This is a genomic window from Azomonas agilis (assembly GCF_007830255.1).
GTDB lineage: Bacteria > Pseudomonadota > Gammaproteobacteria > Pseudomonadales > Pseudomonadaceae > Azomonas > Azomonas agilis.
Genome location: NZ_VLKG01000001.1, coordinates 424,587 through 437,321 on the forward strand (window position 1 = coordinate 424,587; position 12,735 = coordinate 437,321).

Annotated in this window: 15 protein-coding genes; 2 read left to right on the forward strand and 13 right to left on the reverse strand. The window is 49.3% G+C overall.

Annotated elements, in window-relative coordinates; genetic code table 11:
• Window positions 1–41: 41 nt before the first annotated feature.
• The 12 genes from LX59_RS01945 to LX59_RS02000 form a co-directional block, all read right to left on the reverse strand.
• On the reverse strand, window positions 42–521 hold the full coding sequence (locus tag LX59_RS01945) for a regulatory protein RecX (RefSeq protein ID WP_144570148.1): 480 nt from the start codon (window positions 519–521) through the stop codon (window positions 42–44).
• Window positions 496–1,551, reverse strand: a complete 1,056-nt coding sequence (recA, locus tag LX59_RS01950) for a recombinase RecA (protein WP_144570149.1) — start codon at window positions 1,549–1,551, stop codon at window positions 496–498. Before recA ends, LX59_RS01945 begins: the two co-directional genes overlap by 26 nt.
• A gap of 97 nt (window positions 1,552–1,648) precedes the next feature.
• On the reverse strand, window positions 1,649–2,173 hold the full coding sequence (locus LX59_RS01955) for a CinA family protein (protein ID WP_144570150.1): 525 nt from the start codon (window positions 2,171–2,173) through the stop codon (window positions 1,649–1,651).
• An 80-nt stretch (window positions 2,174–2,253) separates the two neighbouring features.
• Window positions 2,254–2,550, reverse strand: coding sequence for a cyd operon YbgE family protein (locus tag LX59_RS01960; RefSeq protein WP_144570151.1), 297 nt, complete (start codon window positions 2,548–2,550; stop codon window positions 2,254–2,256).
• Window positions 2,551–2,556: 6 nt separating this feature from the next.
• On the reverse strand, window positions 2,557–2,658 hold the full coding sequence (cydX, locus tag LX59_RS01965; RefSeq protein ID WP_144570152.1) for a cytochrome bd-I oxidase subunit CydX: 102 nt from the start codon (window positions 2,656–2,658) through the stop codon (window positions 2,557–2,559).
• A gap of 89 nt (window positions 2,659–2,747) precedes the next feature.
• A complete protein-coding gene (gene cydB / locus LX59_RS01970) occupies window positions 2,748–3,887 on the reverse strand; it encodes a cytochrome d ubiquinol oxidase subunit II (protein WP_144570153.1) in 1,140 nt (379 codons plus the stop codon).
• Window positions 3,888–3,917: 30 nt separating this feature from the next.
• The gene (locus LX59_RS01975; protein WP_144570154.1) at window positions 3,918–5,483 is read right to left on the reverse strand and encodes a cytochrome ubiquinol oxidase subunit I; all 1,566 of its coding nucleotides are present in this window, start codon (window positions 5,481–5,483) and stop codon (window positions 3,918–3,920) included.
• On the reverse strand, window positions 5,480–5,980 hold the full coding sequence (cydP, locus tag LX59_RS15830; protein ID WP_246118650.1) for a cytochrome oxidase putative small subunit CydP: 501 nt from the start codon (window positions 5,978–5,980) through the stop codon (window positions 5,480–5,482). Before cydP ends, LX59_RS01975 begins: the two co-directional genes overlap by 4 nt.
• Window positions 5,981–6,169: 189 nt before the next feature.
• A complete protein-coding gene (modC, locus tag LX59_RS01985; RefSeq protein ID WP_144570155.1) occupies window positions 6,170–7,315 on the reverse strand; it encodes a molybdenum ABC transporter ATP-binding protein in 1,146 nt (381 codons plus the stop codon).
• Window positions 7,316–7,326: 11 nt separating this feature from the next.
• The gene (gene modB, locus LX59_RS01990) at window positions 7,327–8,007 is read right to left on the reverse strand and encodes a molybdate ABC transporter permease subunit (protein ID WP_144570156.1); all 681 of its coding nucleotides are present in this window, start codon (window positions 8,005–8,007) and stop codon (window positions 7,327–7,329) included.
• A gap of 132 nt (window positions 8,008–8,139) precedes the next feature.
• The gene (gene modA, locus LX59_RS01995) at window positions 8,140–8,895 is read right to left on the reverse strand and encodes a molybdate ABC transporter substrate-binding protein (RefSeq protein WP_144570157.1); all 756 of its coding nucleotides are present in this window, start codon (window positions 8,893–8,895) and stop codon (window positions 8,140–8,142) included.
• Between the two features lie 29 nt (window positions 8,896–8,924).
• A complete protein-coding gene (locus LX59_RS02000) occupies window positions 8,925–9,737 on the reverse strand; it encodes a TOBE domain-containing protein (protein ID WP_144570158.1) in 813 nt (270 codons plus the stop codon).
• Between the two features lie 205 nt (window positions 9,738–9,942).
• Between LX59_RS02000 and LX59_RS02005 the strand changes: the two genes are divergently transcribed.
• Window positions 9,943–10,371, forward strand: coding sequence for a TOBE domain-containing protein (locus LX59_RS02005; protein WP_144570159.1), 429 nt, complete (start codon window positions 9,943–9,945; stop codon window positions 10,369–10,371).
• 54 nt (window positions 10,372–10,425) lie between these two features.
• Here LX59_RS02005 and LX59_RS02010 read toward each other — a convergent pair whose 3' ends face one another.
• The gene (locus LX59_RS02010; protein ID WP_144570160.1) at window positions 10,426–11,754 is read right to left on the reverse strand and encodes an OprD family porin; all 1,329 of its coding nucleotides are present in this window, start codon (window positions 11,752–11,754) and stop codon (window positions 10,426–10,428) included.
• Window positions 11,755–12,100: 346 nt separating this feature from the next.
• On the opposite strand from LX59_RS02010, the gene LX59_RS02015 reads away from it, so the two are divergent.
• Window positions 12,101–12,664 (forward strand): ZrgA family zinc uptake protein, encoded by a 564-nt coding sequence (locus LX59_RS02015; protein WP_144570161.1) that lies wholly within the window; start codon window positions 12,101–12,103, stop codon window positions 12,662–12,664.
• Window positions 12,665–12,735: the final 71 nt, after the last annotated feature.

Consider the following 12,735-nt stretch of genomic DNA (forward strand, 5'->3'; position numbering starts at 1 on the left):
CATCAAGGGCTTTGGGTAAAAACTCAAGGCCCGTCCTCGTTTCAGCGCTGACTGGAATGCCACAAGCGCAATACTTCGGAAACTGCAAAGCCTCGATAGGTCAAAAACCGCATCTGACGAGCCCGCTCAGAGTCTGTGGCGGGTAACTGACCCGAAAATTTGGCTTGCCACACCTGCTGCAAGAGCTCAAACCAATCACAAGCAGCGTTCTTTAACGCCTGCTCCACTTCAGACTTTGGAATACCCTGTTGCAGCAACTCTTCGCGGATACGCATAGGCCCATAACCGGCTTGAGCCCGCTTGCGTAGCTGAATTTCGACGTACCGCGCATCACTTAACCAACCCTGAGCCGCCAACTGATCCAGCACAGCCTCAATGGACGACCCCTCAAAACCCCGCCGGGCCAGCTTACGCTTTAGCTCTGTACGGCTATGTTCACGGCGCGCCAACAGACTCAAGGCTAGGCCTTGAATCTGCGGTTTTGCATCCTCAGTATCAGTAATCGACTGATCCGTCAGCATCGGCTAAGTCTTCGTCAGTCTGTATGCTGGCTTTAGTAGCCCCTACCGCCATCAGTTGTTGACGAATTTGCTGCTCAATACCTTGAGCGACCTCTGGATTCTCCTCCAAATAGCGCGCTGCATTGGCTTTACCCTGACCAATTTTAGTGCCCTGATAGCTGTACCAAGCTCCAGCTTTCTCAATCAGGTTTTGCTGTACGCCTAAATCAATAATCTCGCCATTGCGGTAAATGCCTTTGCCGTACAAAATTTGGAACTCGGCTTGCCGGAATGGGGGCGCGACTTTATTTTTAACCACTTTGATTCGAGTTTCGCTGCCTACAATTTCTTCGCCCTCTTTCACCGCGCCCGTGCGGCGAATATCCAAGCGTACTGAGGCGTAGAACTTAAGCGCATTACCGCCGGTAGTGGTTTCTGGATTGCCGAACATCACACCAATCTTCATCCGAATTTGGTTGATGAAGATTACCAAGCAGTTGGCATTCTTAATGTTACCAGTGATCTTACGCAGCGCTTGGGACATCAAACGCGCTTGTAAGCCCACATGGGTATCCCCCATTTCACCTTCAATTTCGGCTTTGGGCACTAGAGCTGCTACGGAGTCAACAATGATCACGTCCACTGCATTAGAGCGCACCAACATATCGGTAATCTCTAAGGCTTGCTCACCTGTATCGGGCTGAGATACCAGCAGATCGTCGACATTAACCCCTAACTTACCTGCATAGTCGGGATCTAAAGCGTGCTCAGCATCCACAAAGGCACAGGTAGCACCCTGTTTTTGGGCCTCGGCAATCACAGAAAGCGTCAGTGTGGTTTTACCTGATGACTCCGGCCCATAAATTTCAACGATACGCCCCTTGGGTAATCCACCGATACCCAGCGCAATATCTAAACCTAAGGAACCTGTTGAAATGGAAGGAATAGCTTGCCGCTCATGATCACCCATGCGCATCACCGCGCCCTTACCAAATTGGCGTTCAATTTGAGTTAAGGCTGCAGCCAAGGCACGCTTTTTGTTTTCGTCCATTTAACATCCTCAAGAGCATGGGAGCTTAAAAGCACTGTATATAAGTACAGTATTAGAGCACAGTACAGGGTTGAAGGCGATGCTTGATTATAGTGGCTTAGACCATCTCGCCCAGAAATCGCTGACTGCCCGATGGGGGCAAAGCGTCGCATAAAGCAATGATACCCTCCAGAGCAGCCTCAACAGCCTGTTGACGCACCGCTTGGCGATCTCCTTCAAAACAGAAGAGGCGCACATAAGACTGGTCATCCAAAACCCAAGCAATCCACACACTGCCCACGGGTAAATCCGGCAAAGCTCCGGTTGGGCCTGCGATTCCCGTAGTAGCCACGGCAAAGCGGGCCACTGCCCTATGCTGTATTCCCTGAGCCATAGCCACTGCAACGGCTGCACTCACTGCGCCCCGCTCTATTAATAACTGCGAAGATACTCCCAGTAGTTTTACCTTTTGGGCATTGGAATAGGTAATACAGGCCGCTTCAAACCACGCAGAACTTCCGGCTATACGTGTAATGGCCTCAGCAACTCCACCACCAGTACAGGATTCTGCCACGGCAATCTGGGCTTTAAGGGCAGTCAATCGATCACCCAATTGCTGGGCTAAGACGGTTACAGAATCCATAAAATCCCTCCCCTAAAAACAGAAACCCTTGCCTCAATACTGAAGCAAGGGTTTGTAAACCAGCACAAGGCTAACTGAGGTTAGCTAGCTTGGGCCTGAACCAATACCACATAGCCCATTCCCATCAATAGCCAACCCAGTATGGGATGAAATACCACGCGCCAAAATAGGCCACGGGGATCGAAGCCAACCCCATGAATAACACCTGCGGATATGCCAAGCATTACCAGCATCAATTGACCATGACTGTACTTTCCTTCTGAATCCAACATCAATGCTGGATGGATCAAAAAAATCAGTGACAGAGGTGTTGCAAGCAATACCGAAAGCACACGACTCCAACGGGTTTTCAGAAATTGGACATCGATCATATTCATCCAAAGTTACTCCTCGTCAAACAAACCGAGGGTTTCCATACGCAGCGCCAGGATGATACCGAAGCTGCAAGCCAGCAGAATGCCGAGAACCCAAGTGAAATACCACATATTCTCTTCCTCTTTACCCACTAAAGGGCAATGGTTAAAGCCAACAGAGGCAGGGATGCAAAGCCCTTACGCTTTGCATCCGCCACCGATCAATACAGACCGTGCGAGTTGTCCTCGATAGTCTTGTTGGTCAGCGTGCCCCACATCCGCGAGTAGCACCAGTAGGTGTATGCGAAGATGATTGGCAACCAAATGATGGCTGCAATGGTCATTACACCCAGACTTTTCTCGCTGGAAACCGCATCCCACATAGTCATGCTAGAGGTCAAATCAATGGAGGATGGGAACACGAAGGGGAACAGAGCAAAGCCGGCAGTGCAAATAGCACCCACGATAGCCAAGCTAGTACCCAAGAAAGCCTGAAGGCTCTTACCACTTTGAGTTGAGCGCAGAGCCAGCACACCACCGGCAATACCCGCCAGAGGAGCCAAAATGGTAATGGGGTAACGAGCATAGTTAGCTAACCAACCGCTGTTATCCTGTACCACTTCTTTAACCAGAGGGTTTAAAACCGCATCTGGATCGAAGTTGCCCACTAAGCTCAGGCCATCAATACCAACGATCAGCCACAGGCCAGCCAGTACGAAGCTACCTAAAAAGACTAGGGTGCACAAACGGGCTGCATTGCGGCAACGCTCGTACAACTCGCCCTCAGTACGCAGCATCAGCCAAGTACCGCCGTGGGCGCACAGCATGGACAGACTTACAACACCACCCAGCAGAGCAAAGGGATGCAGCAAACCGAAGAACGAACCTTCGTAGTGCATACGCAGGGTTTCGTCTAGGCGGAACGGCAAACCTAAGAACAGGTTACCGAAGGCTACACCGAACAACAGAGCAGGCAGAGCACCACCTACAAACAGCGCCCAGTCCCAAGCATTACGCCAGGTGCGGTTTTCGATCTTGCTGCGGTAGTCAAAACCTACCGGACGGAAGAACAGACCAAAGAGCACCAACAGCAGAGCCCAGTACATGCCGGAGAACGCCGCAGCATACACCATCGGCCACGCAGCAAAGAAGGCACCACCTGCGGTGATCAACCAAACTTGGTTGCCATCCCAGTGGGGCGCAATGGTATTAATGGTGATACGACGCTCATTATCGGTTTTACCGACAAAGGGCATCAGAGCCATAGCACCCATGTCGAAGCCATCAGTGAGCGCTAAACCAATCAGCAGTACGCCAACCAGTACCCACCAGATGATTTTTAATGTTTCATAATCAAACATAACAGTATTCCTCAGGCGCTCGCCAACCACTTAGTGGGTAGCAGCGGCATCACGCTCGAAGTGGTAACGACCTGTGTGTAAACTTGATGGGCCAAGACGCGAGAAGCGGATCATCAGGTACATCTCGATAACCAGCAACACGGTGTAAAAGCCGATCAAAGCAATCAACGAACCCCAAACATCTGCGGTAGACAGGCTAGAAGCCGACAGATAAGTAGGCAGAACCTCACCCACTGTCCAAGGCTGACGACCGTGCTCAGCTACGAACCAGCCTGTTTGAGTGGCGATCCAAGGCAGCGGCAAGCTGTACAGAGCCCACTTGAGCAGCCAAGGCTTGCTTTCGTAGGTGTTTTTCAGGGTGAAGTAGAAAGCGCACGCGAACAGACCCAGCATCAGCAGACCACAAACCACCATGATCCGGAACGTCCAGAACAGGCTAGCGACATGCGGAATGGTATCTTTAGCGGCTTGTTTGATTTGCTCTTCAGTCGCATCAACTACAGCAGGCGTGTATTTCTTCAGCAGCAGACCATAGCCCAGATCAACTTTAACCTTGTTGAACTCGGCAATGGTTTGAACGCTCTTGTCACCAGCACGGATTTTCTCCAGCAGGCCATAAGCGATCATACCCTGACGAATACGTCCTTCATTTTCAGCGATCAGATCTTTCAGACCCATCACTTTTTCATCAATAGAACGCGTAGCAATCAGACCCAAAGCGAAGGGGATCTTAATCGCGAAGTCTGTGCGTTGCTCTTCTTCATTCGGGAAGCCGAACAAAGTAAAGCTAGCAGGAGCAGGATGAGTTTCCCACTCAGACTCGATAGCAGCCAGTTTAACACGCTGAACTTCACCCACTTCGTAGCCAGACTCGTCACCCAGCAGGATGACAGCCAGAACAGAAGCCATGCCAAAACCAGCAGCAATGGCGAAGGAACGACGAGCAAAGCCAAGATCGCGCTTTTTCAGCAGGTAGTAGCTGGAAATGGCCAGAACGAAGATTGCGCCAGTCACATAGCCAGAAGCTACCGTGTGAACAAACTTCACTTGAGCCACAGGGTTGAAGATCAGGGCACCGAAGTCCACCAGCTCCATCCGCATGGTTTCAAAGTTGAACTCAGCGCCAACCGGATGTTGCATCCAGCCGTTAGCGACCAGAATCCACAAAGCGGACAGGTTAGAACCCAGAGCAACCAACCAAGTCACGGTCAAGTGTTGCAGCTTGGTCAGGCGATCCCAACCAAAGAAGAACAGACCGATGAAGGTGGACTCCAGCATGAACGCCATCAGGCCCTCAATCGCCAGCGGGGCACCGAAGATGTCGCCAACGTAGTGAGAGTAGTAGGCCCAGTTGGTACCAAACTGGAACTCCATGGTTAGACCTGTGGTCACACCCAGAGCGAAGTTGATACCGAACAACTTACCCCAGAACTTGACCATATCCTTGTACACCTGTTTGCCGGTCATAACGTAGACCGACTCCATGATGGCAAGGATAAAGGTCATACCCAGGGTAAGGGGTACGAACAAAAAATGGTACAGCGCGGTCATCGCGAACTGAAGTCGCGATAAATCTACTACTGCTTCCGAGATCATTTCGGGGGTTCCTCATCATTTACACGCAGGTTCTGCACTGGCGGCTCGCTAGTCCCGAACAGCCGTTCGCTAACTCGCCCTGCACCATCTTCAGGTACGACAGGTTCAGTGAACCATATCGCCTTGATACCGATCAGGATGCTGAGCTTGATCGCCAAGATAATGGTGAGTTCTCGAACTAAGGGGATCCGCCAGGGGGAGTTGGGCTTCAACATATCGACTGCTCCAGACTTGTAGCGCCAATCACAGTTCGTAGCAGAAATATCAGACTTTAATTGACATGGATCATGCCAGTGACGCATGGTCGCACTTACAGAACTTCCAATTTGTGATTTTGTGCTACGCACCATTGTAACTTTTAGTGTTTGGCTCTTTTGAAAACCTGCATAAATGCTCCATTCTGAAGCAAAAAATATACATTCTTTGTAAGCGATGTCTAAATGGTCATCGAGCACGCTAAAACCGCTGCATCCAAAGGGGTTATATTCTGTGCTCAAAGTCTCATCTGGTGCGCTTGCGCACGATAACAGTGCAACTTAAAGAAATCCGAAATACGACTGATACAAAAACTTAAAAAAGAGTCTGTTTACTAAGTCCCTTTCGCTATTTGCATATACGCACCTATAGCAAATCATTCTTAACAAACAGACGCTATTGAGGCCTTATTTGGAGGGATGCTAGGGTCTTTAAACCAGTAAAGCCACAGCCTTAATCTGAGCCCACATATCCATTCCTTGAGCAATACCCAATTGGTCGCATGACCGACGAGTAATACGGGCAATAAAAATACTGCCACCGACATCCAAACGCACCAACACATGGGCCGGCGTATCCGCCGTGGCGATATCCATAATCCGCACAGGTAGTATATTCATCACGCTAGTGCCTTCTACTCGGTGATGGCTCAGACTGACATCCCGCGCATCTACCCGAAAGCGTAACCTTTGCCCTAGAGGTTCTGGTCGTTCTGTCACTAACACAGAGCCTCCCACAAAGTCCAACCGCGTTAAATGGTACTCGTCATCATGTTCAGCAACGCGGGCCTCAATCACCACGCCTGTGTGTTCGGTAAACACGGCGGGCAAGTCCAAACGTGCCATCGTCTCTTGCAACCCGCCTTGCGCAATCACCTGTCCTTGATCAAGCAATACGACATGATCGGCCAAACGTGCTACTTCATCTGGGGAATGGCTGATGTAGAGCACTGGGATATCTAGCTCCTGATTCAAGCGCTCTAAATAGGGAAGAATCTCCCCTTTACGTTTGAGGTCTAGTGCCGCCAGAGGCTCATCCATCAGCAACAACCGAGGATTGGTAACTAAAGCCCGAGCAATACCCACTCGCTGGCGCTCGCCTCCCGAGAGACGATCCGGCATACGATCTAACAAATGCCCAATGCCCAGCAAATCTAGAATGTGATCCCAAGAGGTGCGCTGGGTGCGATCAATGCGCTTACGACCATATGCCAAATTACCGCGCACGCTCAGATGCGGAAATAAGCTGGCCTCTTGAAACACATAACCGAGGGAGCGTTTATGGGTAGGAATAAAAACCCCGGCTTGTGTGTCCTGCCACAGCTCACCATTGACCTCAAGATAACCAATATCAGCCTGCTCTAAGCCCGCAATACAGCGCAGGCAGGTGGTTTTACCCGAACCCGAGTGGCCAAATAAGGCAGTTACTCCATGCCCTGGAAGGTCTAAATCAACCTTAAGTTCAAAACCCGGATACTGGATGTGAAAACGCGCATAGATGCCCTGGGTGTTTTTTGCCTGAGTAGGCTCTACAGAGGGTTGTTCTTTGTTAGTCAGTCGATTAAACCATGAACGCATTCTAATACTCCTCAGGCTAAACCGGGCTTAAAGCGCCTGCTTGAGTACAAAGCCAGCAGTACGATAAAGGAGAACACCACCATGCCCCCCGCTAACCAATGGGCTTGGGCGTATTCCATCGCCTCCACATGATCGAAAATTTGCACCGATACGGTACGAGTTTTATCGGGAATACTGCCGCCCATCATTAACACCACACCAAACTCACCTACAGTATGGGCAAAGCCCAAAATAGAAGCAGTGACGAAACTGGGACGTGCCATAGGCAACACCACGGTGAAAAAGCAATCCCAAGGATTCGCCCTTAGGGTTGCGGCGACCTCAAGGGGGCGATCACCAATGGACTCAAAAGCATTTTGTAGGGGCTGAACCACAAAGGGCATAGAATAAAAAACGGATGCCACCACCAAGCCGGTAAAGGTAAAGGGCAGGGTACCTAAGCCTAGAGATTGAGTGATTTGCCCCACCGGGCCATGTGGCCCTGAAACCACCAACAAGTAAAAACCAATTACAGTCGGGGGTAATACCAAAGGCAAAGCAACAACCGCCCCAATAAGCCCTTTAAGGCGTGAACGAGTACGAGCTAACCACCAAGCGATAGGCGTTCCTACAATCAGCAATAACACCGTGGTTAGGCTTGCTAACTCCAACGTAAGCCGAATGGCTGAAAAATCATGGTCCGAAAGAGGCATTGCAAAAAGCTCCTGCCAGATACGCTCAATACAGCAGGCACAGCAAACAAGCTGCACGAAAAAGACAGGAGGGGCACGGCCTGAACCTTACCCCTCCAAGCGCGGGATACCGAGATGACCTAGAAAGCGGTCTTATTTATCGTAGCCGTAAGCTTTGATCACCGCAGCGGCTTTATCGCCTTTCAGATATTCCACCAAAGCTTTTGCAGCAGGATTATTCTTACCCTTATCCAAAATAACGGCATCTTGCTTAATGGGCTCATACAAATCAGCAGGCACCATCCACGCAGAGCCACCGGTTAACTTGCCATCTTTATACACTTGGGACAGAGCAATAAAACCCAATTCAGCGTTACCTGTGGCCACAAATTGATAGGCTTGCGTAATATTTGAGCCTTCAACCAGCTTGGGTTTTAAGGCTTCGGTCAGCTTCAGTTTTTCCAGCACCTCTACAGCCGCAGCACCGTAAGGCGCAGTTTTCGGATTAGCGACAGATAGATGCTTAAATTGGTTTTTCTTCAGCACTTCGCCCTTGGCATCCACATAGTTTGCAGTGGGAGACCACAGAACCAGCTTGCCAATGGCATAGGTAAAGCGAGACTCTTTAACTGCATCACCTTCAGTGACTAGCTTGCCGGGAGTAGTGTCATCCGCAGATAGGAATACTTCAAAAGGAGCCCCGTTCTTAATCTGGGTATAAAAACCACCCGTTGGCCCAAAAGAAGCTACCACCTTGTGGCCTGTATCTTTCTCAAACGCGGCTGCAATTTCCTTAATAGGTGCAGTGAAGTTAGCGGCAACAGCGATCTGCACTTCTTCTGCCAGAGCACTACAGGCAACCAAACTCAGGCTCAGGGCCGCACACAAACGGGATAGAGAAAAGCTCATAGGGAACTCCATGATTGAATGAAGAGTTGCTATTCATAAACAGCGATAATCACACTGGATGACTTAAAAAAGGCACAGACTGTTAAACCTAGCCGCACACCCAGCGACACACAGCTATCTGTGCTCACCACACAGGTAACCGTACGACCTGAAGGCAATACCAAGGTCACCTCGGTATTTAGGGGGCCTTCATGTATCTCAGAAACCTTCCCCCACAACTGATTGCGGGCGGTTAAACGAATATCGGAGTCCATTGCCAACATCACGGACGAGGACTTAACAAAGGCAAAAACCTCTTTACCTAGGGATAAGTTGAGGTTTTCTGCACTAGCACGAGTAATCACAGCCACCACTTGGTGATCCTCATCCAAACGAATACCCACCTCGTAGTGGATACCGTCTGGCTTTAGCGCCACTACGGGCCCAGAAAATTGGTTACGGGCACTGCTTTTCAAGCTCATGTGATGCATCAAGCGCTGAAAACTGTGGATATCGCTCTCTTGCACGTCATGTAGACGCTCACAAAGCCGATCTAAAGCCTGCTGATACTCAAGCTCCAAAGCCCGATACATGGCCACAATGCGCCGACCGTATTCAGTGAGCTGAGATCCACCTCCTTGTCGTCCCCCTACAGAGCGCACCACTAAAGGCTCAGAGGCCAAGTTATTTAGAATATCTATAGCGTCCCAAGCAGCCTTGTACGACATAGGGACTGCCTTGGCGGCCTGACTAATCGACCCTTTATGATCAATAGCCTCCAGCAAACGAATCCGAGTATCCGAGAAGGCACTCCCTAACTCCGTATCCAAAGACATGCGTGCTAAAAATCGAGTGGCGGTCATTTGCTTCTACTGAGTTATATCTAGTAAAAATTTATATAAACTAAATAAAGGGTATTTTTTCGTTTTCTATGGTTTATCGAAGATAAATAGGCCTGATAGAGTTTAAAAGCAACACAATATTCGCTTTCTTACTACATATTATGTACAGGTTATGTACGCATGTAGCACAAAGCAAGCACTCCAGTAGAGAGAAAAGGAAACCATCATGAAAGTCAGCGCCCGCAATGTCTTTAAAGGCACTATTAGCGAACTGCAAACCGGCGTGGTAAACGCTAAGGTAGATGTCCATCTCGGCGGCGGAGACAGACTGACCGCAGTGGTTACCGTAGAAAGCGCCCAATCGCTGGAGCTGGCGGTGGGCAAAGAGGTTATCGCCATCGTAAAAGCCCCTTGGGTCATGCTGATGGCTGATGACAGCGGTATTCGTCTATCCGCCCGCAATATCCTGACAGGCATTGTCAAAACCATTGAGGCAGGCTCTGTGAATGCCGAAGTCACCATTGGATTACCGGGAGGTACTGAAGTCACAGCAATGGTGACCAAAGAGGCTGTAGCAGAACTGGGTCTAAAACCCGGTAGTACCGCTAGTGCCGTGATTAAAGCCTCCAACGTCATCTTGGGCGTGCCGGCCTAACACACCCAAGCCAGGTAGAGGGCTACTGATCAATAGGTGAGTAGCCCATCCCTCTTAAAGCAACGGAATGCTGTAGTTGACGATCAAACGGTTTTCGTCCACGTCACGGGTGTCGTTACCCCGCCACATAGCATTCATCCAGCTCAGTCCAACGCCCTTCAGCACACCCTCTTGGAAGGTATAATCCAAGCGGATATCGCGTTCCCACTCACGCTTATCGCTGCCTGCAGCATCAATATCATCGCCACTAAAATAGTTAACACCGGCCTTTAGACCGGGGATACCCGCCGCTGCAAAGTCATAGGCGTACTTAACGACCCAAGTGTTTTCACCTGCGTTGTGGAATTTGTGTACTTGAGCATCGGTAATCAAATACAGAACCCGACCACCGCCTTGGTTCAGATGGGGGAAGTCACTATTCCCGGTGATTTTTTGTACACCCGCACCCAGAGAATGCCCTTGCAGGCTATAGGTAAACAGGGCACTCCAGAGTTGGTTATCTACCTCATAGCGGTTGGAGCTTCCTGTACTCCAATAACCATTGGCACGATAGCCTTCGGCACGACCTGAAGCGCTACTGTTCTTTCCATCGGAATCACTGGAGAAATAGCGCAAATCGGTTTGCAGTTTACCTACGGGTAGCTGCCAGTTATGAACCAACCCTAAAAAGTGTTGCTCATAAAAATCACGCAGCTTGCCGTAGTAGTATTGGAGCGTCAGGTCTTTGGTGGCTTTAAAGTCCACGCCACCATAATAGAACTCGTTGCTGAACTGCCCGGTTTTCCGGTTGTTCGAGCCCTCAATTGAGAGGCTATCGCTGTCGCTGGAGTTACGCTCAGTAGAGTGTTCTAACTTACCCGCTGTGAAGGTGAACTTATCAATATCGTTAGAGACGATCTGAGCACCCCAGTACATTTGAGGTAACAAACGACCATCGTTCGCGATCACTACGGGCACTCTAGGACGTAATGCTCCAAGTTGTGCAACGGTTTTAGCAAAACGTACCTTTCCGGTTACGCCCACTTTACTAAACTCGTTAACGGTCGAACCATTACTTTCCAGAGGGAAAACCGAGCCTCCGGTGCGATCAACACCGGCTTTCCCCACTTTACCACCGGAATCCAAACGCAGGCCGTACATAGCCAAAGCATCCACACCAAAGCCTACAGGCCCTTCAGTAAAACCTGATTGAAAGTTGAGCATGAAGCCTTGCCCCCACTCTTCAAGGCGCGCTCCCTCCTGATTACGAACATCCTGGTTGTAATAGAAATTTCGGGTTGAAAACGTCAGTTTGCTGTCTTCAATGAAGTCAGCATAAACCGGAACGCCCCCAAAAACCCCAAGAGCCGCCCCGACAGCCGGTGCAAGCAAAGACTTCTTCATGCTAAGCAATCTCCTTTTTTGTCAATATGCTTTTATATATAGAAGCACATAATTCGCAAACCATAGCAAAAAACCAGCCATAAGCTATAAAAAATTAATATCTTTTAAAATCAAAAAGATAAATAAAAAACGATCAATATATAACCTATAAATAAGTAATAAAGCAGTCGTTAAGTATTTATGTTTGTATATTTATCAACAATGTTTTGTTATTTTCGCAACAAAAATGTCACTGAAGTACAACTGTTTTGGCATCTTTTTGCACTAGGTTGCTAAGGTTCTGTTTACCTTTTCCAAACAGCACAAATGTTATACTGTTGCAAATACAGTTTAGAGAGCTAAACCTATGAACCCTTTAGCATTTGCTCTTGCCTTGCAGGGAAGCTTGGCTTTTGCAGCGGATACCAACAGTCATAGTCATCCAGCTACCTTAGCCACCCATGAACATGGTGTGGGACAGCTCAACCTAGCACTGGATCAGCAACGCTTAGATATTGAGCTAGAGGTTCCTGCTTTTAATCTACTCGGCTTTGAACACCAACCTCGTCAGCTTGAAGAAAAGAAACGTCTCTCTCTGGTCTATCAGCAACTTAACCAACCTTTACAGTTGTTTGCTGTAAAACAAGAAGCCCAGTGCTCGATAACACAGGCCCAAGTATTAAACGACATAGAATCCGATGAGCATGAGCATGAGCATGAGCATGAGCATGAGCATGAGCATGAAACACACTGGAATATCAGGGCCAATTATCAACTGAATTGCCAAGCTTTTGAGCGCTTAACACAGATTGATTTATCCCCCTTCTTCAAAGCCTTTCCCAATACCCAAAGCCTTCAGGTTCAGATGATTGGGCCAAATGGACAGCAGGGTATTAAGGCCACCCTCAAGGACAGCCTACTGGTGCCCTGACGATCAGCTTTTGACATCCTCCCCGCCCTAAATCAACTGCCCCCCAAAAGTACGGGGGTTTTTCGCGCAAA